This window comes from Flavobacterium sp. (assembly GCF_047602195.1).
Taxonomy (GTDB): domain Bacteria; phylum Bacteroidota; class Bacteroidia; order Flavobacteriales; family Flavobacteriaceae; genus Flavobacterium.
On the sequence record NZ_JASGHW010000004.1, the window covers coordinates 93779 to 120714 of the forward strand.

28 protein-coding genes are annotated in these 26936 nt (G+C 44.5%); 15 read left to right on the top strand and 13 right to left on the bottom strand.

Translation table 11 applies throughout. The features are described 5' to 3' along the window. Window positions 1-222: 222 nt before the first annotated feature. The 8 genes from QM717_RS06860 to QM717_RS06895 all read right to left on the bottom strand — a co-directional run bounded on the left by QM717_RS06860 (window position 223) and on the right by QM717_RS06895 (window position 9152). Window positions 223-966, bottom strand: coding sequence for a tetratricopeptide repeat protein (locus tag QM717_RS06860; protein WP_415036194.1), 744 nt, complete (start codon window positions 964-966; stop codon window positions 223-225). 2 nt (window positions 967-968) lie between these two features. Then, the gene (locus QM717_RS06865) at window positions 969-2729 is read right to left on the bottom strand and encodes a BatD family protein (protein ID WP_415036196.1); all 1761 of its coding nucleotides are present in this window, start codon (window positions 2727-2729) and stop codon (window positions 969-971) included. Window positions 2730-2746: 17 nt separating this feature from the next. Further along, window positions 2747-3511, bottom strand: coding sequence for a tetratricopeptide repeat protein (locus QM717_RS06870; RefSeq protein ID WP_415036198.1), 765 nt, complete (start codon window positions 3509-3511; stop codon window positions 2747-2749). Beyond that, window positions 3508-4554: a VWA domain-containing protein gene (locus tag QM717_RS06875; protein WP_415036200.1), complete on the bottom strand. Its 1047-nt coding sequence runs from the start codon at window positions 4552-4554 to the stop codon at window positions 3508-3510. The genes QM717_RS06870 and QM717_RS06875 overlap by 4 nt, the downstream gene beginning before the upstream one ends. A gap of 3 nt (window positions 4555-4557) precedes the next feature. Beyond that, the gene (locus QM717_RS06880; protein WP_415040084.1) at window positions 4558-5559 is read right to left on the bottom strand and encodes a vWA domain-containing protein; all 1002 of its coding nucleotides are present in this window, start codon (window positions 5557-5559) and stop codon (window positions 4558-4560) included. Further along, window positions 5559-7181 carry a hypothetical protein gene (locus QM717_RS06885; RefSeq protein WP_415036202.1) on the bottom strand — a complete coding sequence of 541 codons (1623 nt, stop codon included), beginning with the start codon at window positions 7179-7181 and terminating at the stop codon, window positions 5559-5561. The genes QM717_RS06880 and QM717_RS06885 overlap by 1 nt, the downstream gene beginning before the upstream one ends. A gap of 13 nt (window positions 7182-7194) precedes the next feature. Next, window positions 7195-8058, bottom strand: a complete 864-nt coding sequence (locus tag QM717_RS06890) for a DUF58 domain-containing protein (RefSeq protein WP_415036204.1) — start codon at window positions 8056-8058, stop codon at window positions 7195-7197. Window positions 8059-8147: 89 nt separating this feature from the next. Beyond that, entirely contained in the window at window positions 8148-9152 is a 1005-nt protein-coding gene (locus QM717_RS06895) for an AAA family ATPase (protein ID WP_415036206.1), read from the bottom strand. A 253-nt stretch (window positions 9153-9405) separates the two neighbouring features. Here QM717_RS06895 and QM717_RS06900 point away from each other — a divergent pair, with 253 nt between their 5' ends. The 6 genes from QM717_RS06900 to QM717_RS06925 all read left to right on the top strand — a co-directional run bounded on the left by QM717_RS06900 (window position 9406) and on the right by QM717_RS06925 (window position 13707). Beyond that, window positions 9406-10272 carry an aldo/keto reductase gene (locus QM717_RS06900; protein ID WP_415036208.1) on the top strand — a complete coding sequence of 289 codons (867 nt, stop codon included), beginning with the start codon at window positions 9406-9408 and terminating at the stop codon, window positions 10270-10272. A gap of 3 nt (window positions 10273-10275) precedes the next feature. Then, a complete protein-coding gene (locus QM717_RS06905; protein ID WP_415036210.1) occupies window positions 10276-10743 on the top strand; it encodes a hypothetical protein in 468 nt (155 codons plus the stop codon). A gap of 13 nt (window positions 10744-10756) precedes the next feature. Further along, window positions 10757-11512, top strand: a complete 756-nt coding sequence (locus QM717_RS06910) for an SDR family NAD(P)-dependent oxidoreductase (protein WP_415040086.1) — start codon at window positions 10757-10759, stop codon at window positions 11510-11512. A 19-nt stretch (window positions 11513-11531) separates the two neighbouring features. Next, window positions 11532-11900, top strand: a complete 369-nt coding sequence (locus QM717_RS06915; RefSeq protein WP_415036212.1) for a pentapeptide repeat-containing protein — start codon at window positions 11532-11534, stop codon at window positions 11898-11900. Window positions 11901-11946: 46 nt separating this feature from the next. Continuing rightward, complete coding sequence (locus tag QM717_RS06920) at window positions 11947-12387, top strand: SRPBCC domain-containing protein (RefSeq protein WP_415036214.1); 441 nt, start codon at window positions 11947-11949, stop codon at window positions 12385-12387. A gap of 180 nt (window positions 12388-12567) precedes the next feature. Further along, on the top strand, window positions 12568-13707 hold the full coding sequence (locus tag QM717_RS06925; RefSeq protein WP_415036216.1) for an ATP-binding protein: 1140 nt from the start codon (window positions 12568-12570) through the stop codon (window positions 13705-13707). Window positions 13708-13734: 27 nt separating this feature from the next. Here the strand turns inward: QM717_RS06925 and QM717_RS06930 are convergent, their stop codons facing one another. Beyond that, window positions 13735-14361 carry a hypothetical protein gene (locus QM717_RS06930; protein ID WP_415036218.1) on the bottom strand — a complete coding sequence of 209 codons (627 nt, stop codon included), beginning with the start codon at window positions 14359-14361 and terminating at the stop codon, window positions 13735-13737. 252 nt (window positions 14362-14613) lie between these two features. Then, window positions 14614-14991 carry a hypothetical protein gene (locus QM717_RS06935; RefSeq protein WP_415036219.1) on the bottom strand — a complete coding sequence of 126 codons (378 nt, stop codon included), beginning with the start codon at window positions 14989-14991 and terminating at the stop codon, window positions 14614-14616. Window positions 14992-15219: 228 nt separating this feature from the next. On the opposite strand from QM717_RS06935, the gene QM717_RS06940 reads away from it, so the two are divergent. The 9 genes from QM717_RS06940 (at window position 15220) to QM717_RS06980 (ending at window position 23843) form a co-directional block, all read left to right on the top strand. After that, window positions 15220-15660, top strand: coding sequence for a hypothetical protein (locus tag QM717_RS06940; protein ID WP_415036220.1), 441 nt, complete (start codon window positions 15220-15222; stop codon window positions 15658-15660). A gap of 139 nt (window positions 15661-15799) precedes the next feature. Next, window positions 15800-16750, top strand: a complete 951-nt coding sequence (locus QM717_RS06945; protein WP_415036222.1) for a hypothetical protein — start codon at window positions 15800-15802, stop codon at window positions 16748-16750. A gap of 10 nt (window positions 16751-16760) precedes the next feature. Beyond that, on the top strand, window positions 16761-17132 hold the full coding sequence (locus tag QM717_RS06950) for a hypothetical protein (protein ID WP_415036224.1): 372 nt from the start codon (window positions 16761-16763) through the stop codon (window positions 17130-17132). Between the two features lie 150 nt (window positions 17133-17282). Next, window positions 17283-17660, top strand: coding sequence for a helix-turn-helix domain-containing protein (locus QM717_RS06955; protein ID WP_415036226.1), 378 nt, complete (start codon window positions 17283-17285; stop codon window positions 17658-17660). Window positions 17661-17930: 270 nt separating this feature from the next. Beyond that, complete coding sequence (locus tag QM717_RS06960; protein WP_415036228.1) at window positions 17931-18287, top strand: hypothetical protein; 357 nt, start codon at window positions 17931-17933, stop codon at window positions 18285-18287. Continuing rightward, entirely contained in the window at window positions 18288-18866 is a 579-nt protein-coding gene (locus tag QM717_RS06965; RefSeq protein WP_415036230.1) for an ABC-three component system protein, read from the top strand. After that, window positions 18853-19371 carry an ABC-three component system middle component 5 gene (locus QM717_RS06970; RefSeq protein WP_415036232.1) on the top strand — a complete coding sequence of 173 codons (519 nt, stop codon included), beginning with the start codon at window positions 18853-18855 and terminating at the stop codon, window positions 19369-19371. The genes QM717_RS06965 and QM717_RS06970 overlap by 14 nt, the downstream gene beginning before the upstream one ends. Continuing rightward, on the top strand, window positions 19361-21310 hold the full coding sequence (locus QM717_RS06975) for a hypothetical protein (protein ID WP_415036234.1): 1950 nt from the start codon (window positions 19361-19363) through the stop codon (window positions 21308-21310). Before QM717_RS06970 ends, QM717_RS06975 begins: the two co-directional genes overlap by 11 nt. Before the next feature lie 295 nt (window positions 21311-21605). Beyond that, complete coding sequence (locus tag QM717_RS06980) at window positions 21606-23843, top strand: histidine kinase dimerization/phosphoacceptor domain -containing protein (protein ID WP_415036236.1); 2238 nt, start codon at window positions 21606-21608, stop codon at window positions 23841-23843. A gap of 46 nt (window positions 23844-23889) precedes the next feature. Here QM717_RS06980 and QM717_RS06985 read toward each other — a convergent pair whose 3' ends face one another. The 3 genes from QM717_RS06985 to QM717_RS06995 all read right to left on the bottom strand — a co-directional run bounded on the left by QM717_RS06985 (window position 23890) and on the right by QM717_RS06995 (window position 26897). Then, window positions 23890-24798 carry an alpha/beta fold hydrolase gene (locus tag QM717_RS06985; RefSeq protein ID WP_415036238.1) on the bottom strand — a complete coding sequence of 303 codons (909 nt, stop codon included), beginning with the start codon at window positions 24796-24798 and terminating at the stop codon, window positions 23890-23892. 134 nt (window positions 24799-24932) lie between these two features. Continuing rightward, window positions 24933-25826: an NmrA family NAD(P)-binding protein gene (locus tag QM717_RS06990; RefSeq protein WP_415036240.1), complete on the bottom strand. Its 894-nt coding sequence runs from the start codon at window positions 25824-25826 to the stop codon at window positions 24933-24935. A gap of 18 nt (window positions 25827-25844) precedes the next feature. Further along, window positions 25845-26897, bottom strand: a complete 1053-nt coding sequence (locus QM717_RS06995; RefSeq protein ID WP_415036242.1) for an aldo/keto reductase — start codon at window positions 26895-26897, stop codon at window positions 25845-25847. Window positions 26898-26936: the final 39 nt, after the last annotated feature.

The following is a 26936-nucleotide window of genomic DNA, read 5'->3' on the forward strand; positions in this document are numbered from 1 at the left end:
TAAAAAAAACAGTCGTAATTCTTTTTACGACAGTGGGCATATCCGTGGGCGGATTCGTAATTATCGGAACTGTAGTCTTTGCATCCGAATCATTATCGTTGGAGCAAGCGCCCAAAATTGTCACAATCAGTAATAAAAATGCCGTCCGTAATTGTAATCTCATTTTTTTGCTTTTGGGCAAAAATAACATATTTGGAATCAAGCGGATGGAAAAGTAACCATTTATTTCACTTCCCGAATCGCATTGTTCTCAATCCATCCTGTTGAATCGTCGAGCAATTCGACCTTGCTCCAGCCAGCCGTTTTTTCGAGTACCATGACCTTGGTGCCTTCGTGCAGCACAAAAGCATTCGAGGCATTGCTGCGCGGTTCGCTTTTGACTTCGGCAACTTCGGCAAAAACGATGGCCGGACGTTCGTTTTCGTAATGCGATTTTTCGAACAAAGCCGATAGGATGCTGAGCAAAATGGCGAATACCAATACAAACATCCCGATGAAGAAAATGCGTTTGAGCAGCGTGGTCTGTGAGAAATAATAACCCACGAAAAACAACAGGAACGCAAACGACAAGGAAACGGCCATCCAAGCCCAGCAATCGTAATGGTAAGCCCCGGTGAAATCGCGCAGCAGTTTTTCAAAACCTACTTTTGGGACTTCCTTGATCTCGTCGATGGTCATTTTCTGGGCGAAATGCAGGTTGCCCAGGATTTCCTTGTCGCCCGGCTTGAGCACGAGCGCCTTTTCGTAATTGTAAATGGCCGGCGCCACCTTGTTCTGTTTGTAATAGGCGTTCCCGAGATTGAAATACAATTCAGCCGATTGGTTGCCACTGCGCAAAACCGCTTCGTAATTGATCACGGCCTCGGCGTATTTTTCCTTCTCGTACAGTTTATTTCCCGTTTCAAAACCGTTCTGTGCCCAGAAAATCTGGGTGATGAAAAGCAATATAAAGGTGATTTTTTTCATCGTTAGCTGATTTGTTTTTCTAATTCGGAAATAAGAACGACCGCCTTGTCGAAATCCTGTTGGATGGCCACGGCCGAAGACGGAGCATACCTTGCGAATTCGCAATTTTCAACCAATCGAATAAAATCGTCAACGGTTTCCGGACGAGCGTTTTTCGACAGCAAAATCTCGCGGATGCGGTCTTTGCTCATCTCGGAAGTTTCGATGTGCAGCTTGGCCTTGAGGAAATTGTGCAACGATTTCTCGAGCGCGATGTAAAACAATTCCTTGTTGCCGAGTTGCTTTTTGGCCTCCGATAAATATTTGCGCGCCAATTTGTTCGATTGGCGGATCCGGTTTCCGGCCACATCGCCATCGAGTGCTTCTTTTTTCTTGCGCGCCATCACAATGATTGGAATAATCAGCAACGGCAGGAACAACAAACTGTAAAACAACCCCGATCCGAGAAAATCCTTTCGTTTGGTCGGGACCAGTTTGGTTTTCAACGCAATGAAGCTGAACTGTTCGTTGCTCGAAACCTTTACCTTGGAAACGCCGGTTTCTTCGGTTGGTGCAGCCGCCTGCGCGCCACCCGGTCCGTCGAGCACATTGATCATGATCTCGGGAGAGGTAATGGTTTTGTACGTTCCGCTGCCCAAATCGAAATAGGTAAACGACATCGGCTTGATCGGATATTTTCCTTTAAACTGTGTAATAATAGTATAACTGTCCGAAATCTCGCCATTCATGCCCGACAATGGTGTACTGACATTTTCCTTGTGCACCGGATCGTACATCTCGAGCGAGTTAGGGACAACCGGTTTCGGGATGTCAAAAAGCTTGAGATTTCCGGTTCCGGAAACGGCCACTTTCAAATCGAGCGATTCGCCATTTTTGACTGTGGTTCTTGATGGCGTGACCTTGAAATTGAATCGGCCAACGGCTCCCGTGAAATCAACTGGTTTGCCTCTTTCGGGCAGCGGTTTGACATTGATGACTTTGGCGCCCGCGGAAACCCGTTTGTTGTCCTCCACGATTTGTACGCGTCCGAAGAAATCGCGCCGGTTCGTCGGCAATTGTACATCGACATCCATGGTGAGCGGCTCGATTTCGAGTTTGCCCGCCTTTTGCGGATACAACACCGCTTTTTTGAGCACGACCATGCCGCAACGTTCGCCGTTATAGGTACTTTCCTCGGCCTTGAGTTGCTTGATTTCGATGTTCTGGCTCCAGAAATCGTTGTACTTGGGCTTGTTGAGTTCGCGCGCACCCGTGATGCCCACGTTGTAATTGAAATACAATTTGTAAACCACGGTAATCGGTTCGTTCAGGTAAGGATTCGCCTTGGAAACTTCGGCTACGAGATGCAATGCCTCGCCGGCGGAAATTTGTGGCGTATTGTATGGATTCTTTGGCAATTCGACCGCATTGGTCACGGTAATCTTGACCGGATTGGTCTTGTAGACCTGGCCGTTGATTTCGACCGAAGCCTGCTTGATGACGATCGTTCCCTTTTGCTGCGGCAACAGAAAATAAGAATAGGATTTGTTGAACGAACTGCGCCCGTTGATCCAAGATTGGCTGATTTGCTGGCTCGGACCACCCACCACGCGGAACCCTTCAAACGATGGCGGCGTAAAATTGTCGCCGTCGCCGTTCATCACAAAATCAATGCGCAGCCTTTCGTTGAGCCCGAGCGTAGCCTTGCTGACTTTGGCCTCGAACTGCACTTGGGCCAGCAAGCCTTGGAAACCGAATAATATGAGCAATAAATACTTCTTCATTTCATTTGTCGTTGGCGTTACCAGTCTTTTTGGGCCTTGACTGGACGTCCTTTCACTTTTTTGGCATTGACTTTATCCTGTACTTTCTTTTCTTCGTTGTTTACGGCATCGAGCAGGTTTTCGAGACGCTCCTTTGGAATGTCGCCGGGTTGCGGTTTCGGCTGCCCTTGGGTTTTGTCGTCCTTGGGTTTGCCTTCGTCATTCTTGTCCTTGTCGCCGTCCTTCTTGTCGTCTTTTTTGTCCTTGTCTTGGTCGCCGTCCTTTTTATCCTGGTCTTTTTTGTCGTCCTTCTTGTCCTTGTCGTCCTTTTTATCTTCTTTCTTGTCTTGTTTTTTGTCTTTTTCTTTGGGCGGCGGATTGTCCTTGAGCATTTTCTTGGCGAGTGCAAAATTGTATCGCGTTTCCTCGTCATCGGGATTGTTGCGCAACGCATTCTTGTAGGCTTCCACGGCGGCCTGGTAATTTTTTTCCTTCATGTACACATTCCCCAAATTGTGGAATGCCTTGTGTTTCTGCGGACGCGTTTGGGCGTTCTCGATCGCTTTCAAATACGGATATTTGGCCTCCGCGGCTTTGTCCTGCTTGTACATCGAATTGCCAAGATTGTACGCCGGAACCGCATACTTGGGCTGTTTCGATTGCGAGACACGGTAATCGGCTTCGGCTTCGGTGTATTTCTTTTCGGCGAAAGCCTCATTGCCTTGTGGCAGCGCCTTGTCTTTTTCCTGTGCGAAAGTAACGAAAGCAATCCACAAAAAGCCATATGTCAAAAGTCGCTTCATGATTCTTTTTCGTTAAAAAGGTTCAACTTACTGATCCATTTGGTTTTCCTTTCAAGCAGGAAAATATCGATAAAAAGCAGCACAAATCCAAATCCGAGGAACCATTGGAACTGCGATTGGTAATCGGCCATCTGTGTCGATTCGAATTCGGTTTTTTCGATATTGTCGAGCGCTTTTTTGACGTATTCGACCACTTCCTTGGTGCTGCTGCCGTACACATAGCCGCCTTTGGTCGCCTTGGCGATGTCCTTGAGGCTTTGCTGGTTCAGCTTCGTGATCACGACTTCGCCCTCTTGGTCCCTTTTGAAACTTTCGACGATGCCATTTTTCTTGAGCGGAATCGGGCCGCCCTTTTCGGTTCCTACACCGATGGTGATGATCTTGAGCCCGAATTTATTGGCTTCCTCGGCCGCTTCTTCGGCGCCTTCGCCATGGTCTTCGCCGTCCGAGATCATGATCAGCAATTTATTGGTCTTGCCTTTTTTGTCGAAATAGGTTTCCGATAATTTGATGGCTTCATCCAAGGAGGTTCCGAGCGACGACACCATATCGGTATTCATGCTCTGCAGGAACATCTTGGCCACGCCGTAATCGCTCGTGATCGGCAGGACCGGGAACGCGCTGCCCGCATAGGCCACAATCCCGATACGGTCGCTGCCGAGGTTGTTGACAATCTGCGAAACGATCTGCTTGCTTTTCTCGAGACGGCTCGGCGCCACGTCTTCGGCGAGCATACTTTTGGACACGTCGACGGCGAATACGATATCAATGCCTTCGCGCTTGACGGTTTCGGTCTTGGTTCCGATTTTCGGATTGACCAACCCAAGAATCAGCGAAGCCAAAGCCAATAACATAATTGTGAATTTAAGCGCCGGCTTGAAATTCGATTTTTCGGGACTCAGTTTCTTGACCAAGTCCAAGTCCCCGAATTCGCGCTGTTTTTTCCTTTTCCAGAACTGGATATACAGGTAAACCAGCACCAGTACCGGAATCACCAGCAACAGGTACAAATATTTCTTTTCGTCTAATTCGTATAAATCCATAACCTAGATAAAACTTCTGAACACGGTATGCCGCAATCCTATTTCCACGAGCACCAATCCCGCGGCCAGCCAAACCAGTGGGCGGAATTTCTCGTCGTAATCATAATATTTCAATTCTTCAATCTCGGTCGTCTCGAGCTTGTTGATCGATTCGTAGATCTCGCTGAGTTTGCTGTTGCTGGTCGCACGGAAATATTTCCCGCCGGTTTTTCTCGCGATGCTTTTCATCAATTCCTGGTCGATTTCCACCTGCATCATGCGGAACAGGAATTGTCCGTTGGGTGCGATCGCATACGGGAATTCGGCCATGCCATTGGTTCCGATACCGATCGTGTATACCTTGATTCCGTATTGGCGCGCAATATCTGAAGCCGTTTCGGGCTCGATGAATCCGGCATTGTTGACCCCATCGGTGAGCAAAATGATGACCTTGCTCTTGGCCTTGCTGTCCTTGAGACGGTTGACGGCCGTGGCCAACCCCATCCCGATTCCGGTTCCGTCCTGCAACACGTTGTCGTATTTAATGCTATTGATCGCTTCGAGCACCAACGGTTTATCGCTCGTGACTGGCGTTTTCGTATAGGCTTCGGAAGCATACAACACCAAGCCGATACGGTCATTCGGTCGTTCCTCGACAAATTTGGCCGCCACTTTTTTGAGCGCTTCCATGCGGTTCGGTTTCAAATCCTTGGCGAGCATACTGCCCGACACGTCGACCGCCATGACGATGTCGATGCCTTTCGTCGTTTTGGTTTCGTTGCTGATGTCGACCGTTCTCGGACGTGCCATCGCCACGATCAGCGAGGCCAGGGCCAACAAACGGAACACGAACAAAAACGGCTTGAGTTTGGGCAAAATCGAACCTGGGCCTTGGAATCCTTTGAGCGAACTCATTTTGAGCGTCGCCGATTGTTGCTTGCGTTTCCAAAGCAGCCATACCATGGCCACCGGTAGCAATAAAAACAACCAGAAAAACTCGGGGTTCATGAAGGTGACGCCTTTCATCATGGGTTAGCTTTTTTAAGTTCGACCGAATGGATGATGCGTGCCAACATTTTTTGGCCGTAGAGATCGCCTTCTTCATAGGCGACCATGACTTCCTGTAAACCGCCGTCCTGCTTGAACAACAGGATTTCGCAATATACTTTCATGCTTTTCTGTTGGATTGGGTCGAGAAATGCCATCGTTCCATAGCCGCGGATGCCGTTGATGCCTTGCTGTGTACTGAACTCCTCGGGTTTCATGAAGATATTGCGGGCACCACGCATTTCGAGCGTCTGCAATACCCCTTCGTAGGATTTGTTGAGATCGAGTTCGGTGTCTTTGTTGAATTTCATCGTGGAGACCGCCACATAGAAATGGCTCGTAAGGCTGCCCTCGGAGAAAATTGTCATGTCCTTGAGGAATGCCATGGCGTCTTTGGGCACGACGTCGGAAGCTTTTTTGCGTACGAGCACTTTTGGTGTTTCCAAGCGTACGCCCGGATCGCCGTATTCGCTGAACACCCATTGGCCTTCAAGCAATGATTTGCTTTCGTCGAGCAAAACCGTGTCTTTTACATAGGTGAACCCTTTGGTGGCAACGAAATAGCCGCCAGTCGCCAGGATCAATAACAAAACAACACCAGCCGTAATCAGGATGCGGTTGCGTTTTTGTTTGCGCAACATCTTTTCGTGCAATTGCTTTTGCAGTTCGACGTTATCTTCGATTTCGATTTCCTGCGGGATCGATTTGTCGAGTGTGACGATGACTTTTTCGATTTTGTTGCGGTCCTCGGTGATCTCGAAATCCATCGGTTTGGATTTGGCGAATTTGACCAAATCGGCCTGGCGCAACACGCGTTCGAGGTTTTCGACCGTTTCAGGCGTGAGCGACATTTTCTTTTTGACCGTGGCATTTCTCAAGGCAGCGATCAACTCCGAAGTAGTGCTTTCCATCGCCGGGATGTGGATTGCTTCCTCAATATAATTACGGGCAATGTCGGTGAGTTCGCTGTAATAGTTCTTGACTTCGCCTTTTTGCCAAAGTTCTTTCTTTTCGAGCGTTTGCAACAACAAAGTCGCTTTTTCAATCGGCGTTTTGTACGCAAATTCATCTGCCTTGATGGCTTGTTTTTTCTTGATGTATTTGTAGACAAAATAGCCCGAAGCTACTATTATAACTACCGCTAGTAGATATTGCCACCAATCTCCTATTTCATCTTTTACTGGGACAATGGCTTTGATGTCGTACATTTTCTGTTTGAGCGTATCGACCTTGACATCGGCTACTTCCACGCGGAAACTGTCGGTCATGAACGACTGGCTGTTGATGAGCACCGGCATCGGCGGAATCGTGTATTTGCCGCTGTCGAATTGGGTCAATCCGTATTTCTTGACGAGTTCATAACGGTCATTTTTCTTGATCGTATCGACCGGATAGGACTGGATCACTTCGAGCGGGCCGAAGTTTTTATGGCCCGGGAAAATCACACGCGACAACGTATCAACGGTGGTCTTGATCGTGAGCTTGAACTCGGCGCCGATTTTATTTTTGGTCGTATCAATGCTCGTTGCCACCTTTTTCTGCTGGGCAAAAACGGTGGCTGCGGACAGCATCAATGCGAAAAGAAAAATTCTGTTTTTCATTTTGGGTTGGCGGTTATCGGGATTTGAAATAACCGAGCAATTTGGTCACATAGCTTTCGTCAACGCGCGTATGCACTACGCCCGAGCCCGATTTGCTAAACGTTTCCTTGAAATATTTGACTTTATCCTGGTAGTATTTTTCGTAGTTCATCCGCACCGATTTCGAACCGGTGTTGATCAATTGCGTGTGTCCGGTTTCGGCATCGAGCATCGGGACCATGCCGAGATTGGGCATTTTCTCCTCTCGGATGTCGTAGACACGGATGCCCGTGATGTCATGTTTTTTGGACGCGATCTTGAGCGTTTGCTCGTAACCTTCGGCCATGAAATCGGAAATCACGAATACGATCGCCTTTTTCTTTTGCGTGCCCGACAAAAACTTGAGCGCCTGTTCGATATTGGTCTTGCGGCTTTTGGGTTCAAACTCGATCAGTTCACGGATGATGCGCAACACATGCGAGCGGCCTTTCTTGGGCGGGATGTACAATTCGATTTCATCCGAAAATAAGATGAGCCCGATTTTATCATTATTTTGGGTCGCCGAAAACGCCATCGTCGCGGCAATCTCGGTCACGATGTCTTTCTTGAATTGGTTTTTGGTCCCGAAACTTTCCGAACCCGACACGTCGACCATGAGCAACATCGTGAGTTCGCGTTCTTCTTCAAAAACCTTGATGTACGGCTCGTTGTAGCGCGCGGTCACGTTCCAGTCGATGGCACGGATGTCGTCGCCGTATTGGTATTGGCGCACTTCCGAAAATGTCATGCCTCGGCCTTTGAAAGACGTATGGTATTCGCCCGAAAAGATGTGATCGCTCAATCTTCGGGTCTTGATTTCGATTTTCCGTACTTTTTTGAGAAGCTCTTTGGTATCCATGTCTTGGAATTTCAGATTTTAAATTTCAGATTTTAGATTTTAGCGGGTTGGAAGTCCATCCTGAAATCTAAAATCACAAATCTAAAATTTTACGGTACTTCGACTTCGTTGACGATTTTATTGATGATGTCCACCGAAGTGATGTTCTCGGCTTCGGCTTCATAGGTCACCCCGATCCTGTGGCGCAATACATCATGCACGACGGCGCGAACGTCTTCTGGGATGACATAACCGCGGCGCTTGATGAACGCATAACATTTGGCGGCGGTCGCCAGGTTGATCGATCCACGTGGCGAGGCACCAAATCCGATGAGCGGCTTGAGGTGTTCGAGTTTGTATTTTTCAGGGAAACGCGTGGCGAATATGATGTCGAGGATGTATTTTTCGATTTTCTCATCCATGTAGACTTCACGGACGGCGGCCTGGGCAGCGATGATCTGCTCGACCGAAATCACCGCGTTTACTTTATCGAATGCGCCTTTGAGGTTTTGGCGGATGACGAGTCTTTCCTCATCCAATTTCGGATAATCGATGACGGTCTTGAGCATGAAACGGTCGACCTGCGCTTCAGGCAACGGATAGGTTCCTTCCTGCTCGATCGGGTTTTGCGTGGCCAATACCAGAAACGGTTTCTCCAATTTAAAGGTAGTGTCGCCAATGGTCACCTGCTTTTCCTGCATCGCCTCAAGCAAAGCCGATTGTACTTTGGCCGGGGCACGGTTGATCTCGTCGGCAAGGACGAAGTTGGCAAAAATAGGACCTTTCTTGATTGAGAATTCGTTGGCTTTGATGTTGTAGATCATCGTTCCGACCACGTCTGCCGGTAATAAATCTGGTGTAAATTGAATTCTGCTGAAAGAACCGTGAACGGCTTGCGAAAGCGTGTTGATTGCCAATGTTTTGGCCAATCCCGGAACCCCTTCAAGCAAAATGTGCCCTTGTCCCAGCAGCCCGATCAGCAATCGCTCGACCATGTGTTTCTGCCCAACGATGACTTTGTTCATTTCCATATTGAGCAGTTCGATGAACGCGCTCTCTCTTTCGATTTTTTCGTTAATGGCCCTGATATCCAGAGTCGCCGTATTTTCTTCCATTGGTATTTAAAAGCTTTAAGTTTGCTGGTTAAATTTGATGGTGCAAATTGAATTTTTTTTCAGGAAGAAGATGTTAAAAAATGGTTAAAATATCTTTGAAACCTTTGGTTTTAAGGATGATTTGTGATTTTGTTTTTATAATTTTAAGACCGCATCTGGAAGGCCAAATTTGCCTAAAAAACAAAGATTAATTTCAGATGAAGTTCACAGCAAAAACCGAAAATATCGGTTTCATTTTTAGCCACTTCCAAACATGAAAACCAAACTTTCACCTGTCATTTCAGGAACGATGAACTGGGGCGTCTGGGACAAAAACCTCAGCACTTCAGACATGGCGCACCTTATCCACATGTGCGCCGAAAACAAAATCACTACTTTCGATCATGCCGACATTTACGGCGGCTACACCACCGAGGCCCAGTTCGGTAAAGGTTTTGCCGAAAGCGGGGTGAGCCGCGACAAGCTGCAATTCATCTCTAAATGCGGCATCCAACACACCGAGGGCCGCAACAACAAAGTCAAGCATTACGATTATTCGAAAGACTACATCGTGAATTCGGTCGAGCAATCGCTCAAGAATTTGCAAACCGATTACCTCGACATTTTGTTGCTGCACCGTCCGAGCCCGCTCATGCAGACCGAGGAAATCGCTGTCGCCGTGACCAAACTGAAAACCGAAGGCAAGATTGTCGATTTCGGGTTGTCGAATTTTACGGCTTCGCAAACGGCGCTGATCCAGAAATTCACCAAGGTCGATTGCAACCAGATCCAATTTTCGGCCACGCATTTCGAACCGATGCTCGACGGCAGCCTCGATTACATGCAATTGCACGACATCAAGCCGATGGCCTGGAATCCGCTTGGTACGATTTTCCGCGAGGACACCGACCAGACGCGCCGACTCAAGAAATTGCTCGCCGAACTCGTGGCCAAATACCATGTCGGTTCCGATTTGATTTTATTGGCGTGGATCCTCCAGCATCCGGCGGGAATTGTACCCGTGGCCGGAACGGTCAATGTGGCGCGCATCCAGTATTTGAAGACCGTCACCGATTTGAAGCTCGATTTAACCGATTGGTTCGCCATCTGGACCGAAAGCATGGGGACAAAAGTGCCATAACCGATGAAATGGTTCAAAAGGATTTCGATCGGGATTATCGTCGGTTTCATTCTTTTCTTTGCTTTTTACCGTTCGGAGCCGATTAACCTGGAAGGCCAATGGACCATCAAGCAAATTGTTTTGGACGGAAAGTCCCTGTATCCGGAAGAAATCGGATCGCGTTTGGACATGCGACCAAAAATTGAGATCAGCGGTTGGGGAAATTCGATGGCCATTCCGACGGGCGGACAAGACATCATTGCCCATTACAAGATCGCCGATGCCATCAAGGGCGACTACACAGTGCAGCTATCGTCAAAAGAAAAGTCATTAAACGGTGATTTCACGATGAAGATAGACACGATCCATTTGGGTTCCCGAACCTACAAGGTCTTGATCGAGCTCGAATCGAAACAAACCGTGCTTCATTTCAAACGCGAAGTACGCCTAGGGGAATGGCGGGTGCCAGGCCCTAGAAAAGGAGGAGTATAATTATACATTTAATATTTTGAAAACAGCATTAATCACCGGGGCGACCAGCGGCATTGGAAGGGCAACGGCGCGCGCATTGGCGCAAAAACAATTTAAACTGATCCTGTGCGGACGACGTGAGGACCGTTTGGCCGAGTTGCAAAACGAATTGTCGCAACAAACCCAGGTACATACTTTGGCTTTTGATGTACGCGACAAAGCAGCCGTTTTTGCCACGATTGAATCGTTGCCACAAAATTTTAAGGACATTGATATTCTTGTGAACAACGCCGGAAATGCGCACGGGCTCGGTCCGATCCAAAGTGGCGATGTGGACGATTGGGAGGCGATGATCGACATCAACCTCAAGGGATTGTTGTATGTCTCCAAAGCCGTCATTCCCGGAATGGTCGAGCGCAAAAGCGGCCACATCATCAACATCGGGTCGATTGCGGGCAAGGAAGTGTATCCGAACGGAAATGTGTACTGTGCTTCTAAATTCGCCGTGGATGCGCTCAACCAGAGCATGCGCATGGATTTAAACCCTTTCGGGATTCGCGTTGGGGCGATCAATCCCGGGATGGTGGAAACCGAGTTCTCGCAGGTGCGCTTCAAGGGCGATACCGAGCGCGCGGCCAATGTGTACAAAGGATTGGAGCCTTTAAAACCCGAAGACATCGCCGACGTGATCGTATTTGTAGTCACGCGACCATACCATGTGAACATCGCCGATTTGATGATTTTGCCGACGGCGCAGGCCAGTGCGACGATTGTGAAAAGAGAAGTTTAATGAAGTCGCCCGCAACAATATGAAACCAACAACCATAGGAGATTTGTTAGATCGCTACCATGATGGGGAACGAGATTTTGCCGATTGCCATTTTGACTGCCACGATAATTTGCAATTCATGACTTTCGATTACTGTGTCTTGGATGGTTCGACATTTAATGCGGCCGATTTTACACATAGCACTTTTGTTGGCGCCAGTTTAAAATCCTGTGTTTTTAGAAACTGTCAATTCGAGCATGTGGATTTCTCTGATGCCAATTTTTCTTCTGCGGATTTGACCGGAGCCACATTCAAAGATTGTGAATTCAAAAATGCATCATTCGATCAGGTCAAATATTTCGACCATCGTTTGAACACCGAAGATTTTCTAAAATATTTTGCGAAATAAATCGCGCCCAATTTCATGACAAATATTCTTGCTTAACATTGAACCCATGACTTCAAATCCCGATCGTGAAATTTTTAGCTCACGCATTTTAAATTATCCTTTGGAATCCGTGTATGGAGCCTTCGCCGATCCGCTGCATTTAAAAAATTGGTGGGGACCGGAAGGTTTTACCAATACCATCCATGAATTTGATTTGCGGCCCGGCGGAAAATGGATCCTTACCATGCATGGACCGGAGAATGGCAATTACGAGAATTACTCTGTTTTTAAAATCGTCGAGCCGCTGCAATTGATTGCCTGGACCAGGGTTTCACAGCCGTTGTTTGCTATGGAAATCGGTTTCAAGAAGTTGGGTGATGCCCAAACGGAGATTTCGTTTCGGATGATTTTCGAAACGGTTGAAGAATGCGATAAAATCAGGCGATTCGCCCAGCCCAAGAACGAGGAGAATTTCGACCGGTTGGAACGTGTGCTTTCTGGAATGTAATCGTGCCGTGCGCAGCACATGCGAGAGTTTACTTCGTCAGTTCGCTTCGCTCGTGTGCGTTAGGGATAGCAGCGGAAATCCTTTTTTGCTAACTTGGCGTTTTATTTAGCAAGAGACCGGAAGCAAAAAAGATTGCAGCGGATAGCCCGGGCCGCAGGTAACGCCCCAACAAATAAACCGATGATCAACAAACGCCTCTTAATCAAAAACCTGCTCGCGCACAACGACGAGAGCAGTTTTTATGACAAGAAGCGGCAGCTCAATTTGCATACGCGCGAGGGCAAGGCGAAGTTTCTCAAACACATCTGCGCGTTGTCGAACTCGAACCCGACGAACAATTCGTACATCGTCGTGGGCGTCGAGGACCAGGACAATGAGATTGTGGGCGATGACTTTTTTGACGACAGCCGCATCCAGAACCTGGTCAATGCGTTTCTAGAGAATCCGCCCAAAATCCAATATGAAAACGTGCCTTTCCCGAATTTGCCCAAGGACAAGGTGGTGGGACTCGTGACGATTCGGCCCAAAAACAAGGTGTCGTTTTTCAAAAAAGGGATTTACAATATTGTACCCAATACGATTTTCGTGCGCCGTGGCAGCAATTCGATGCCGCTTGAGGGGCCGTTCGAGAAGAATTACCAGAACACCGAAACGGTGATTGGGATCGAGAACAATTCGCGCAACAGCATCGCCTATACTTTGGATGGTGTAATCGATTTTATGAACGTCAAACACAAGGACATTTCGCCCAAATACAAGGTGTTCAAGGAATTGTTTGTGATTTGCTGGGCGGGCAACAAGCGCAAGGTGCGCGAACAGACGTTCTTTTCGCGTGTCGATATTGCGCTGATCAACGAACAGATCAAGCTGTTTTATTCGGCCCAGGATGATGTGACGATCGAATACGACGACGATACGTTTACGATCCTGGAATATGTGCCGCTCGGGCTCAACGACAAAACGAGTTATTATCCTTTGGAAAAACAGACGATCCGGTTTTACGACAACGGTTATTACAAGATCGACCGCGAGATGTTGTTCGAACCGCCCGAGTTCAACCGCAAGATGCTGTTCCACATCTACAATGCGAACCTCGCACTGATCGACAAATTGCAGAAAGGTTTTACGCTCACGGAACGAGAAAACCGCGATTTGCACAATTTACCGTCTACGTTTATGATTTGCCACCTCAACGGTTTTGACGAGGCCAAGCACAAACTCATCGATGCCAAACCGCTGCTCAAACCATTCCCGAAAGTCTATACAAGTTTCAAGGAGGCGATGCGGATCTTGCGCAAGATGAAGTATGACGTGAATTAAAAAAACCTTCCGGATGGAAGGCCTTGGCTATTGTTTTTCGGCCAAATTGTCGCCGTCGTGAAACAACCGTCCTTTGTTGTTGGCAATAAAAGTCGGCAGGCCATGGTTGTCGAGCATGAAGGTCGCGAACTGGAAATCGACAATGCCTTCGCTGGTGAGTTGTCCGGAGACGACCATGACCGAATCGGCGGTCCCTGCTTCATGGGTGACTTTGTGTTTGGCGAAAATTGTAAACTGATTGCCATGCCCGCTCACGACCGCACCTACAGCGGCGGACGTTTCTGTATTGCCCGGCGTGGTATAGGAAATGTCGATTGAATTGGTCAAGGGGTTGAAATTGCGAATCGTAAAATAGGTGTCGGCAAATATGGTCCCTGGCGTACTGTTTTCGATATTGCTTGCCTCCAGGACGTTGGGCGAATCCAAAAACTGACCTGTAACATTGGGCGGCGTGTTGCCCAGATTGACGTGGAGCCCCAAGCCCTCCATCGTTTCCAGCAGTTCGGGATTGAGGTAGTTTTGGACGCTTTCATGCGAGCCGTCGAATTGCGCGACGGGATAATAGATCGGGTCTTTATCGTCGCTGCTACAGGATGGGAAAAAGAGGCTTACGGCCAGGGCCAGTATCGCCCATTTGGATGTTGTTGTGCTCATGATGTTGATTTTAAGTTTTGTTTGGACAAACCTATCACATCACTGCTGAACACAAGTTTAGGATTTTGCGAATGCGGTTTTTTGGAACGAAGTTTTGGGTTTGGAAGTTTAAAATCTTTACTCCGCCTACGACTTCAAGATTAGACATGATACACTGGACGAAATTTCTATTTTACATAATTAAGGTCGGCTTTAACTCGGACTATCTAGGGAGTATCTATGAAGTATCTACGGATGAGGGTACTTCTCAATTCAACTATTTTCAAGACCGTTTTTTAGTGTCTTTTTTCTTTGCAAATGGTGTTGGTATAGGATGTCTAGCAGTTCGATCTCCTCCAACGGCATCAGTTGAATAGCGAGGTCGATTAGGCTTGCGATGTTCGAATTTGGATCGCGGATTTCTACCGACGACGGGAGTTGGTCTGATTCGAGGGCGAGCAACGCAGCCTTTAAAATATCCATGACGAGATAAACCAGACCGCAATATCCGGCTACATGGACTTTTACCGTTGTCCGTTCGTTGTTCTTGCCTTCGACTTGCAGTTGGGAAAAGATGTTTGGGAAGTGTTGGAGTTCCTGGAGTAATTTGATTTGTCTTTCATCGGTGATGGGTTGTAGTGGCGTTGACATGATTTTTGGCTTTTAATTTAAACTTCGGCTTATAGGCCTCAAAGTTGCAATTCGTTTTCGGTGTAACCAACCAAACATTGTGGTAAGCTACTTCCAGTGAATGTAAAGTACCAAAACGTAAAGAAACTGCAATAGGCTTCTGGGACAAAGCAATTGATTCTTATTTAGTTGGCCATTCTGGCAAAGAATTTTATCTTAGCCGTTGTCAATATACAAGATGTAAACAATATGGATATAGGCACCTTGATCTCGTACCATAAACAGGAGGCTGCGGAAGGACTCTCCTATATCATCCTGATTTTTTCGGTTATACTCGGTTTATTGGGATATATAGGATCGGCGAAAAAGATTGACGCCAATGTTCGAATCGTATTGGTAATTGTGTTTTCGATCTTCCTGACGCTGTTCGTGTCATCGCTGGTAGATTCGATGATAATCCATGACGCATTACATGAGGAAATCAGGAATTTTGCCGCGAAAAATCCCGGGGAATTTATCAACGGGGAACAAAGCAAACTATATCTTGCCCTAACCGACCACATGCAGCCGCATCATATCCCTTCGATAGTCCTTATGGGTGCCGGGCTCGGCATTGTGGTCAATCTGGGATTGCTGACCATTGGAGAGGGAAAAGTATTTTCTTTCAAGAAAAAACAAATGGGCACTTGATTTTTAACCTATTGGCACGCTTTTCCGCCAAGAAAGTTTTATATTGCGGTAAGCAAACCTGGCTGGGGCACCCCAAATCCCTTCATGGCCATTTTGTTGGCAGCCCGAATAAACATTACAAACCCTGAAATCACTTTTTATGAATTTTAAAAAAGTATTCACCAACATCATTACGTTTGGTGCGTCCGGCAGGATTGAGAAACGTTACGAACAATACCAGGCCACTTATCGCCTCGCCGAAAACAAGAATGATACATTTAATCAGGAACGGAACACGGCACTGGAGAACCTGTCCAGTTTGGCACAACAAAGAATAACCGCTGCGGAACTTTTGACCAGCCTTGACGAAGAATACAGCACACTCAAGGATCGTTATCCCGTACTTAATTCTTTTGGTTCCGGCTATCTAAAAGGACACCGCAAACTGGAAACCGGTTTTACCGCCACGGACATCGCCAACAATACCATACTTGGGCTGACCCACGGGGCAATGATTGGGATAGACATTGCCGTAGCAGCATCGTTGGTCACCACCATCCTATCCGCCAAAACCACGGCAATTGCTACGACAAAGACTGCATTGATGTCAACATTAACGACATCGAAAATGGCGGCAGTCGGCGCGGCAGGTTCTGTCAAACTTGGTGGGATCGGGCTGGCCAGTAAGGGTGCCATTGGGGCGATAGTGCCTATAGCGCTCCCCTTTGTTTTTCTGAGCATGGCATTTTTTAGCCACAGGAAGGCGAATGAAGAAATCGAAAGCATCAATTTCCATGAAAACCAACTCAACAACATTATCAGGGAAACCGAGATAAAAATTACTGAATGCAAAAAGATACAGGTCAGTTCAGAAGAGAAATTGGGTGACCTGACCTACTTCAGCTCGTGCATCAAGCAAGAATATGCGTTGTTTTCGGAAGTGACGAAACAGACACTCAACGGTTCCAATATCTTTCATCGCCTTATCATGAAAATCTGCCTGTTTTTCGATTTACCGAACAAGAAACTTGCAGCGCTAAAGGAACGCAAAAAGGAACTCGAATACAGTTGCGAGCGGATACATTCACTTATAAAAATATCAATTGCCTAAAACAAACCACATGACCCACCACAATCACTGGAACGAAAAGAAGGTCCTTGAGACCACAGACAACGCCGTGGCCGTAATGCAAAAGCTGGCCAATGTGTGTGAAAAAATCACCCAAATGCAAGTCGAATATTCCAAAATCGAAAGCGACAAACAGCAACTCGCGCTTGAGGCAGAAAAAATCGCAATCATGCGCAACGAAATATTACTTAAATTCCAACAGGAAAGAGACAAGATCGTTGCCCAATTGCTCGACCGCAATGAAGACCGGAAGTACATACAGGGGGTGCTCAATGAAGCCATCAAGACGAACGACAGGGAATTAAAGGATTTGGGATTTGATCTGTATAAGGTTTTCCTGGAGCAAAATTTTATCAGTAAATAGCCTTGATTTAATTGTAACCGATTACTCAACTACATCCAATTCAAAAATCCCCGAATTGGTAAGCCTCCTATTTGAAAATTTCACTATTTTTATCCAATAAATCAACCTTAATAAGTTCAAACCCGTTATAAGCACATAAAAATTTCAATTATGGAAACACAAAAACCAAAACACATTGGAAGGAATATAAGCCGTATCAGAGAAATGCGTGACATGAAACAAGAGGCACTTGCCACCGCTATTGGCGTAAGCCAACAAACAATTTCGAATATTGAGAATAGTGAAAATGTTGATGATGAAAAACTTATAGAAATTGCAAAGGTGTTGGGTGTATCAGTAGAAGCTATCAGGAATTTTTCAGAAGATGTAGTTTTTCAAATTATTGGAAATACTTATCATGACCAATCCTCTTCATTAAATTATACATGTACATTCAATCCGCTAGAGAAAGTAATTGAATTATATGAAAGACTCGTACAAGTCGAAAAAGAGAAGAATGGTTATTTGGAACGATTGTTAGAGAAGTAAATATCAATTACAAAATTATTACGGCCTCCAAATGGGGGCTTTTTGTTTGTGTACTTGAAAGCTTATTTTTTTCTAGAACAAGTAAACTGGTAAAGATTTTGACGAATATGGCAAGTAACAATATAAAACTACCGCGAAAAATTTTGTGTTTTTAGTCACTAGCCGTTATTCATTTGCAGAAAACTATTATATTGGCAGACAAAACTCATATCATTTTCAAGCGCTAAATAACTATCACTTTGCAATCTCACCAGATACAAAACTATTAATATGGAACCTATTACTTTAATAACAACTGCCTTGACATTAGCAACACCCTATTTAATCAAAACAGGAGAAAGTATTGCCGAGAGCATTGGAGAAGAAATTTGGAATTTAATAAAGAAGCCTTTTGCCAAAGAAGAAATATCAGAATTAGATATTAAAAATATTGACGAAAAGGAAAAGCTAACTCTATTATTGTTAGAAGAAATAAATAAAGACGACCTATTTAAAAAAAATCTCGAAATCGCTGTAAAGAAAGGTCAAAATGATTTGAATGCTTACTATCAGCAAAACATAAACAATAATGGAGAGATTGAAAAGCAGATTAATATCCAAAACAATAATGGTAATATTCAAATGTAAATGGATCAAACAATCGATAATAACGAAAATGAAATTCAGAATCAATTTAACATTGCTTCCAATCAAGCTCCTATCTATTTAACAAAACGGACTAGATTTGCCAAACGCTTGAAAAAGCTAAATAATGAAGTCGCATGCGACGAAAGATATGAGGGGATAATGGAATCGCTAAAATATTATATCACTAGTAGAGATGGTATTGATGCTCCAACCAAGCTAGAGGATGGGGGCTTTAAGGTGCATGAAATCATTGAAGCCATGAGAAAAAAAGACAAGTTTGCAAAAAGGCTAGAATTAAATAGATTCTATGAGTCAGCTCAATGGATAGACTGTCAACTATTTGCAAAAATTAAAATGGATTTTGAAGCATTTGTACTGCCATTAGTAAACCGTGCCGCTACTAAAGATGAAATCTTAAAAGAGGTTGTATTGAAAGTGATTCAACCTGTGCTTGACTTAATAAATATTGAGGGGGAAAACGACGAAGTTTTAAACTATGATGCCGATGATATTTTTGGTATGGTTTATTACTTGACCGGACAATGTCACTTAAATTGGAAAAATTATGATCGTTTATAATCATGCCTTTGATCTTTATCATACAATCTTTAGATTACTTCATTTTCTTAATAAATTTGAAAATGAAACTATTTTAGAAATAGAAAGGATAAGGATTTGGGATTTCTATCTACTTTTTCCAAGCAAAATCCATGAGATAAGATTAAAACAAAACGAATCAGTTGTAAGAAAGATCAGAAAAGAATTTATTAAGGATTCGAACAATCCGTATGAACGCATAACAGATAGCCGAAAAGTTTTTGAAAAAATCAAGCCTTATCAACTTGCGGCATTGAACTGTATTGCCTCATATGGAATAATTGATAAGTCATTGTTAAATCAACAAAGGATTTCAATCATTAACAAAAAGATTCTTACCGAGTTTGTGGGAAATTTTGAAGAATTGTCGCCAAAGGAAAGGAATGTTATAACGCTAATGACTTCACATTTCAATCAAGTTTCATTATTCGGAACAGAAGGATTGAAAAACAGAACAAATCTAATAGAGAGCAAATATGATGCGTAATAATCTATTTATTAATAGACTAAGAATAGTTACAGAAAATGGCGAAATTGCTTACGATGAGAAATTTCATAAGGGAGTAAATATAATCCGAGGTGATAATAGTAGCGGTAAATCGACAATTACTCATTTTATATTTTATGTTTTAGGCGGATCATTCAATGACTTTGTACCAGAAGCCAGATTGTGCTCCCAAGTTATTGCAGAAGTAGAAATGAATAATGCAACCTTTACAATTAGACGCGAAATCGAAAAAAACACGAATGATCATATAAGCACGCAATCACCGATTTATTTTTTTTGGGGTAATATGGCAGAAAGTTTTAACCCTCCTATTGATAAAGGGTGGCAAAAATTCGGCTATAATACTACAGACAATAGAAAAAGCTTCTCCAATGTACTATTCGACAACCTTGGTTTGCCAATCGTAAAAGGTGACAATAATATCACATTTCATCAAATTCTAAGACTACTATACATCGACCAAGATTCACCAACTAGCTCCTTGTTTTACTACGAGCATTTCGACAGCCAACTAACAAGAGAAACTGTTTCGGATTTGTTATTAGGAGTCTACAATGAGGAGTTGTATGAGAATAAAAAGCGACTAGTGTCAGCCGAAAAAGAAATCGAAGGTGTAAAAAGTGAAATTAAAGCCACCAATCATTTTTTTTCAGACCCTCTCTCTTTGAGTCCTAATCATATCCTGACATTTATTGAAAATAAAGAAAAAGAAATTTCTCTATTACAGGAGGAGATAGTCTCTATAAGAAATAAAGAAAAAGAAATAAACTATGGAGAAGCCTCCAAACTCTCATTTCAGAAACTCACAGACGAGACAATATCTCAAAGAAAAAATGTGTTAGACTTAGACAAAAAAATTAATTTTCTAAATAACGAAATTGAGGATTCATCTTATTTTGTAGAAGCTTTAAACAAAAAAATTAAAGCCTTGCAAAATTCTATTCAAACGAGAGAATTTCTAGGAAACTTGCCGTTAGATTATTGCCCTGAATGTCTTACACGAATGAAAGCAAATGACAATAGTTCAACATGCAAATTATGTAAAGAACCAATCGATGAATCATTCGGCGTTGTTCAAGCTAGGAGAATGGAATTAGAAATTGGTTTTCAAATTAATGAATCTCAAAAACTACTCGAACTAAATAGGCGAGATTTATTAGATTTAGAGTCAAAATATGTTGGTGAATTAGGCAAACTTCATGATTTACAGAAACAAGTAAATGCTGCATTAGTTGATGTAAAATCTTTTAATGAAGAAGTAGTTGACCAACTCAATAGCCAAAAAGGGTTTATCGAAGGGGAAATTCTCCAGTATAGAACAATGCTGGAAAATGCTGAGCGTCATGAAAAGTTGATACAAAAGAGAGATTTACTACAAAAAGAAATTAAATATCTGTATTGGTTCATTGATAAGACTGAAAAAGAACAGGCGAGATTGAAAGAACAAATAAATGAAACAATAAAGCAGGAAGGATTATATCTGTTGAATAATGATCTTGACCGACAAGATGAATTTAAAAATGCAAATGATTTTATAATTGATTTTTCAAACAACTTAGTTTATTTAAAAAGCAAAAATTCGGACATACAAAAAGTTTATCAGAAATTTTCAGCAAGTTCCAATTTCTATTTAAAAGTAGCAGGTCGTTTTGCAATATTTTTAGCATCGTTAGCAGTGGATAAAATGAGATACCCTAGATTTGTTTTCGCCGATAATATGGAAGATAAGGGAATAGAAATTAAGCGAGCGCAAAATCTTCAAAAGTTATTGATTGATAGAGTTAGTAAATATGATACATCTAGTTATCAAATGATTTACACGACATCATATATCACTGATGAACTTAATAATAGCAATCTCGTAGTTGGCGAATATTACACAAAAGAAAATCCAAGTTTAAAAAACATACCGAAATAGAAATCCGTTCCCACCAATATAACAGACCGCTACACAAATCTGCCCACCCCGGCAATTCTTGACAGGTATTGACTGGATTTGAGGGGGTTTGATGTATATTGACCGGTTTTGACCGGTTCTTCGCATTTTTGAGGTGTTTTGTTCGAGTCTCCTTCGGGTCTTGTTCGGGTAAACAATACCCAAAAATAACCACACCAGAACGGCAAGAAAATACATTTAATTTCCTTAACTTTAAATCCTAAACCCCAACCACTTACCTACCCGCCATTGCTATTCCTAACCAAACAAAAAGATAATGGCCAGAATTATCGCCCTCCTCCTAGCCGTATTTGCAGCCATCCCCTGCCTAGCGCAAAACCACGCGCCAAAGCAACTGTACCAAAACATCAAGACCAATAAACCCGATTCTACACAAATCGCCGCATTGCTGAAACTGGCCGATTACCACCTGAAAGAATCGAACAAGGTTTCACGGCCAAGGTCGCTCGACAGTGCCTACTTCTATACAAAAAGAGCCGAAAAGAAAAGCACCTCATCTAAAAACGGATTGGCCAAATCCTACATCCTGTATTCGAAAATCGCATTACGAAAACAACAATTTGGCCAAGCGGAAGCTTGGGCAAACAAAGCAATCGCACAACTTGGCGACAAAAACCCGTTGCTAGGGGAAGCCTATATAGCGCAACTGCTGTCGCGAGCCGACGAGAGAAACCCTGCCGAAAGCGTAGCCATAGCCGAAAAAGCCGAAAAGATTTTCAAGGAGGCGGGGGATACCAAAAACCAGGCGGTGGCGGTGGCGAAGATAGCCGAATTCACTGCCAATACCGGAAAGATAAACCCCGGGATCGAGTTGTTCAAGAAAAGCATCGCGCTGAATGAATCGGCAGGGAAACAGGACAACCAATTCCTCGAATCCTGGATATGCATACTCTATGATGCCCAAGGCCAATACAAACCTGCCATGGAACATGCCCTTAAGGCAGTGAGGCTTGCAGAAAAATTCAACGAGAACGACCAAGAAGCCGTACAGGTGAATTTCTATGCAGGGGTAGTGCACGGACACGTCGAAGATAAGGACAAAGAAATGTACTACCTGCGCAAAGCCCTTGAAATATCCCGTAATTATACCGATTACAGCACGACGAACCAAATCGAGGCCATACTCTTCCGGAACTATATGCTCGCCAAGGACAGGAATGCCGCGTTAAATGTACTGAAAGGGATGGAACAGACTTTTGCCAAACTGTCCCCGTCTGGTCAAATCTACAATATCGGGACCTTAATCAGGTCATACACCTCACTCAATGAATACAAAAAGGCCGAGCCTTATGCCAACAAAAGCATGGCGTTGTCAGATAAGATGGCACCCGATGACGATCGGCAAGAGCCCCTTTATAACGGCCTGACGGGATACCTGTACAGAACAGGACAATATGGCCTTGCACGGAAATATGCCAAGAATTACCTTAAGTATAACGAGCGATTCAAGAACCCTATAGTAGAGAAAGATATGCAACACATGCTGTTCCGAATCGATTCGGCGCAAGGAAATTTCGATGCTGCGCTGGCCAACTATAAAAGGGAGAACGAAATAAAGAATAGCCTTCTAGACACCGAAAAGAACCGCGAAATCGCGGAATTGCAGGTGAAATACCAAACCGAGAAAAAAGACAGCGACCTGCTGTTGCTGAAAAAACAAAGCGAGTTGCAGCAAAGCAAGCTGAGCAAATCTAACCTGATGCGTAACATTGCATTTGCCAGCGTGGGTGTGTTCGCCGTCATCTTGGTACTGCTCTACAACCGTTACCGGATCAAGCAAAAGACCAACCGAATGCTCGATTCACAGAAGAATGAGATCGACCAAAAAAACAGTGCGCTTGAAAAATTGGTCACGGAAAAGGAATGGCTGGTAAGGGAAATCCACCATCGGGTCAAGAACAATCTCCAAATGGTAATCAGCCTACTCAATGCACAGTCGCACTACCTTAAGGACGAAACGGCGATGGCTGCGATAAAAGAAAGCCAGGATCGAATCTATTCGATGTCGCTTATCCACAAGAAACTCTACCAGACCGAGAATGTGGTCTCGATCAATATGTGTGTCTATATCGGCGAGCTTGTTCAGTATTTCAGGCAAAGCTATAATACAGGCCAAAGGATTGTATTTGATATCGATGCCGAAAATATCGAACTCGATGCGGTACAGGCAGTCCCGACCGGCTTGATACTCAACGAGGCGATTACCAATTCACTTAAACACGGTTTCGATGAAAACCAACAGGGCTTGATCGCGATAGCATTAAAACGGATTTCAAGCGGCAGGCTAAAACTATCTATCAAGGATAACGGGAAGGGTATACCTGACTACCGTCCCGACATTGACTACCAATCGTTGGGGATGAAACTCATCAAGGGGTTGAGCGCCGACCTCGACGCCGATTTGAATATCGTTTCAGAGAACGGGTTGGCCATCATTATCGAGTTTGATTACCTGCAAAAAACCGCCGATTCTTCCCTTTCAAAAACGGCATAAAAAAACCGGGGCTTGCACCCCGGTCGTTGGAAACCAATCAAAAATCTCAATTCGTATTCTTGATGAAGTCTGATATATATTGTGCGCTCAGTTCAGGGAACTCGTGCTGAGGACCGTGTCCTGAATGCGGGTAAACAATCAGGTGTCCATTTGGAATCTTGCCGATAAGCGGATACCAGTTTGATGCCGGGACGCTCGTATCGTTATCGCCACAAAGAATGAGCATAGGGATTTGCGTCTTGGTCAACTGTTCCACACGGTTTTCTTTGTCTTCCTTGAATTTTTCATGCCCTTTAAGGTACATCTGGAACAAATCCATGGTTGCGGGTATTTTGTCTACCACGCCCGGCCTTGCATAGATGCGGTCGCGGGATTCCTTTGCTGCTTTTCTACTTGCCGCCGATTTAGGTTCGAAGAACAGGATTTCCTCGTCTTCGAGGCTGTTGATCGGTTTGAGTGCGCGGTCGACCCAAAATTGTTGGATTGGTACATCTACTTTTCCCGGAGGGTTTGTTCCTATCAGGATAGCCTGTGTCACCATTTCTGGGTATTCCAACAACACGGTCTGTGAGACGAAACCACCCCAAGACCAACCGGCCATTGTAAACTTCTTGATCTTGAGCGCGTCGGCAAAGTCATGGACAAACTTTGCGACTTTGCTGAAGTTGTCAGGAAGTTGTCCTTCGGAATATCCGATGCCTGGGTAATCGAAATAAACCACGCGGTGTTTCTTGGCAAGTTCATCGAGGAAAAGCGGGTCCCATGTATCGAGCGTTCCACGCATACGGTTGGCCATTAAGATCGGGCTTCCTTTTCCTATTGAACGGTAGGCTATCTTATTCCCGTCGATTGTTACGTATTGATTTTGTGCTGTTGCAGCCGACTGTGCTGCGGCATCCTGCACCCCAGTGGCAAGGGTGAGGAAAATTGCGATTTGTGAAAGTTTTGTTTTCATCAGATTGATTTTAAAATTCGATTATTGTTTTTAGGCAAACCCTTAAATGCTAAGTCTGTACCATTTAAGAACAACGCTGTATTTAAGGGCTGCCAATTTAGATTGGTTGGTAATTGATTCTTTTTATTTCGTTTTTAATTTACTGATTGGCGAAATACCGCTTCGCCGTATTCAGTTGCAAGATATTCTTCAAGGCTCATTGGCTTTCTGCCCAAAAGCTTTTCAAGTATTGGATCGGGTTCTGCAAACTCGCCTTGTTTGGTCGCCTCTCCCCAATCTGCGAGAAATCCAGCAACGAACTCCGGCAAATGGTCGGTCGCTATGCGATAGGCTATGAAATCTTCACGTGAAGCATCAGTGTAATCCAATGATTTGCCTGCGGCCTTTCCAATAATTGCTGCAATGTCAGCAAATGACCATGAGGTGGTATTGGACAAGGTGTATTTCTTGTTTTCGTGCCCTTCACCTATAAGTATCTTTGCGATTCCTTCGCCCAAATCTACACGGGTAACGTAGGCTATGCGTCCTTCCCCTGCCGGAAAAATTACGCCGTCTTTGAGTACATCGCTTCCCACGAAAACCGATACGGAATCTGCATAGATGGAATTTTCAACAATGGTGTAGGCCATTCCTGATTCCTTAATTTGTTGTTCAATGTCCAGGCTCACCTCGGTAACCATCGGCATGATGTATTGCCTGTCTTTTCGGTTTTGGATTCCTGTAAATATGATATGTTTAACCCCTGCTTCCTTTGCGGCTTGTACCGCATTGCTTTCCCTTTTGTGGCGTTGGTCTGAAAGTGCGGGTGCAGAAACCAAAACCAATTTCTCGATGCCATAGAATGCTTGCACCAGACTGTCGTAATCATCGTAGTCCCCTATCCGAACGCTGATTCCTTTTTGTCTTAATTGTTGTGCTTTCTCTTCATCCCTTGCCAATGCCACAATCGACTTGGCGGGAACCAAATTGAGCAGTGCGTCAATCGTTGCACCTCCCAAACCTCCTGTTGCTCCAGTAACTAAAATCATTTTTATATATTTAATTGATTAGTGAAATTTTTTGTTCTCGATGAGTCCCGATGACTGCCCGAAGATTTTCTGTTGTGATTCAGCGATCATGACGTGAGGCGAACCCAGGTCGATGGCACTCAAAAAATCAAGACGTTGCAGTTCTTCAGTAGACAATGATACTTCGAGTGATTTTAAATTGTCTATCAGTTGCTGTTCGGTACGCGGACCGAGCAATGTTACAGTAGACAATCCGCTGTGGTCATGCTTTTGGCGCACCCAAGCCAATGCCACTTCGAGCATCGTCACGTCTTTATCCTTGGCAATGGCTTCAAGCGCATCAAGGATTTGTGATTCGCGATTACCTGTTTCTCCTTTTACCAATGTACCGCCCCAAGCTTGCTGTCTCGAAACTGCATCAGGATTGTTATTGCGGTATTTGCCCGTCAAGGTCCCTCCTGCGAGCGGGGACCAAAATGTAGCACCCAATCCGTGTGCTTCGGCCATTGGCAATAATTCACGATCGGCTGCCCTCTCTATCAAGTTGTATTCGGTTTGAATACCTACGATAGGTGCCCATCCTCTTAAGTCTGCCAAGAGGCTTGCGTTGGCAATTTGCCAAGCTGGATAATTAGAAAATCCTGCGTACTGAATTTTTCCGGCGCGAACCAAATCGTCAAAAGCGCGTAGGATTTCCTCTATAGGGGTTTGCCCATCGGCAATGTGTGCCCAATAGATGTCTAGGTAATCAGTACCCAACCGTTTGAGACTTTGTTCAACAGCATGCATAATCGTTTTGCGGCTATTGCCTGTCGTTAACATACTGCTTCCGCCTGTAGAAAATTTAGAAGATATAACCAAGTCATGACGCTTGTCTGCAATGAATTTGCCTATCAGGGTTTCTGATTCACCGTTTTGGTAACCGTCAGCCGTATCGATAAAATTCCCTCCTGCTTCCAAATAACGATTGAAAATCTTTTCAGAGGTTTCTGCGTCGGCACCATGCCCCCAGCTAGTTCCAAAGTTTCCTGTTCCTAATGCCAATTCTGATACTCGAAGACCTGATTTTTGGCCAAAAATTTTATTTTTCATTTTATCGTAATTTTATTTTGTACTGATCGGTACAAAATT

What these genes read in the sequence shown, in the direction of transcription:
- QM717_RS06880 (WP_415040084.1), bottom strand. Translation starts at nt 5,559, where the DNA reads ATGAAAGGCGTCACCTTCATGAACCCCGAGTTTTTCTGGTTGTTTTTA.
- QM717_RS06930 (WP_415036218.1), bottom strand. Translation starts at nt 14,361, where the DNA reads ATGAGCACAACAACATCCAAATGGGCGATACTGGCCCTGGCCGTAAGC.
- QM717_RS06950 (WP_415036224.1), top strand. Translation starts at nt 16,761, where the DNA reads ATGACCCACCACAATCACTGGAACGAAAAGAAGGTCCTTGAGACCACA.
- QM717_RS06970 (WP_415036232.1), top strand. Translation starts at nt 18,853, where the DNA reads ATGATCGTTTATAATCATGCCTTTGATCTTTATCATACAATCTTTAGA.
- QM717_RS06955 (WP_415036226.1), top strand. Translation starts at nt 17,283, where the DNA reads ATGGAAACACAAAAACCAAAACACATTGGAAGGAATATAAGCCGTATC.
- QM717_RS06940 (WP_415036220.1), top strand. Translation starts at nt 15,220, where the DNA reads ATGGATATAGGCACCTTGATCTCGTACCATAAACAGGAGGCTGCGGAA.
- QM717_RS06995 (WP_415036242.1), bottom strand. Translation starts at nt 26,897, where the DNA reads ATGAAAAATAAAATTTTTGGCCAAAAATCAGGTCTTCGAGTATCAGAA.
- QM717_RS06860 (WP_415036194.1), bottom strand. Translation starts at nt 966, where the DNA reads ATGAAAAAAATCACCTTTATATTGCTTTTCATCACCCAGATTTTCTGG.
- QM717_RS06915 (WP_415036212.1), top strand. Translation starts at nt 11,532, where the DNA reads ATGAAACCAACAACCATAGGAGATTTGTTAGATCGCTACCATGATGGG.
- QM717_RS06985 (WP_415036238.1), bottom strand. Translation starts at nt 24,798, where the DNA reads ATGAAAACAAAACTTTCACAAATCGCAATTTTCCTCACCCTTGCCACT.
- QM717_RS06920 (WP_415036214.1), top strand. Translation starts at nt 11,947, where the DNA reads ATGACTTCAAATCCCGATCGTGAAATTTTTAGCTCACGCATTTTAAAT.
- QM717_RS06895 (WP_415036206.1), bottom strand. Translation starts at nt 9,152, where the DNA reads ATGGAAGAAAATACGGCGACTCTGGATATCAGGGCCATTAACGAAAAA.
- QM717_RS06980 (WP_415036236.1), top strand. Translation starts at nt 21,606, where the DNA reads ATGGCCAGAATTATCGCCCTCCTCCTAGCCGTATTTGCAGCCATCCCC.
- QM717_RS06990 (WP_415036240.1), bottom strand. Translation starts at nt 25,826, where the DNA reads ATGATTTTAGTTACTGGAGCAACAGGAGGTTTGGGAGGTGCAACGATT.
- QM717_RS06935 (WP_415036219.1), bottom strand. Translation starts at nt 14,991, where the DNA reads ATGTCAACGCCACTACAACCCATCACCGATGAAAGACAAATCAAATTA.
- QM717_RS06975 (WP_415036234.1), top strand. Translation starts at nt 19,361, where the DNA reads ATGATGCGTAATAATCTATTTATTAATAGACTAAGAATAGTTACAGAA.
- QM717_RS06900 (WP_415036208.1), top strand. Translation starts at nt 9,406, where the DNA reads ATGAAAACCAAACTTTCACCTGTCATTTCAGGAACGATGAACTGGGGC.
- QM717_RS06865 (WP_415036196.1), bottom strand. Translation starts at nt 2,729, where the DNA reads ATGAAGAAGTATTTATTGCTCATATTATTCGGTTTCCAAGGCTTGCTG.
- QM717_RS06925 (WP_415036216.1), top strand. Translation starts at nt 12,568, where the DNA reads ATGATCAACAAACGCCTCTTAATCAAAAACCTGCTCGCGCACAACGAC.
- QM717_RS06885 (WP_415036202.1), bottom strand. Translation starts at nt 7,181, where the DNA reads ATGAAAAACAGAATTTTTCTTTTCGCATTGATGCTGTCCGCAGCCACC.
- QM717_RS06960 (WP_415036228.1), top strand. Translation starts at nt 17,931, where the DNA reads ATGGAACCTATTACTTTAATAACAACTGCCTTGACATTAGCAACACCC.
- QM717_RS06870 (WP_415036198.1), bottom strand. Translation starts at nt 3,511, where the DNA reads ATGAAGCGACTTTTGACATATGGCTTTTTGTGGATTGCTTTCGTTACT.
- QM717_RS06945 (WP_415036222.1), top strand. Translation starts at nt 15,800, where the DNA reads ATGAATTTTAAAAAAGTATTCACCAACATCATTACGTTTGGTGCGTCC.
- QM717_RS06965 (WP_415036230.1), top strand. Translation starts at nt 18,288, where the DNA reads ATGGATCAAACAATCGATAATAACGAAAATGAAATTCAGAATCAATTT.
- QM717_RS06905 (WP_415036210.1), top strand. Translation starts at nt 10,276, where the DNA reads ATGAAATGGTTCAAAAGGATTTCGATCGGGATTATCGTCGGTTTCATT.
- QM717_RS06875 (WP_415036200.1), bottom strand. Translation starts at nt 4,554, where the DNA reads ATGGATTTATACGAATTAGACGAAAAGAAATATTTGTACCTGTTGCTG.
- QM717_RS06890 (WP_415036204.1), bottom strand. Translation starts at nt 8,058, where the DNA reads ATGGATACCAAAGAGCTTCTCAAAAAAGTACGGAAAATCGAAATCAAG.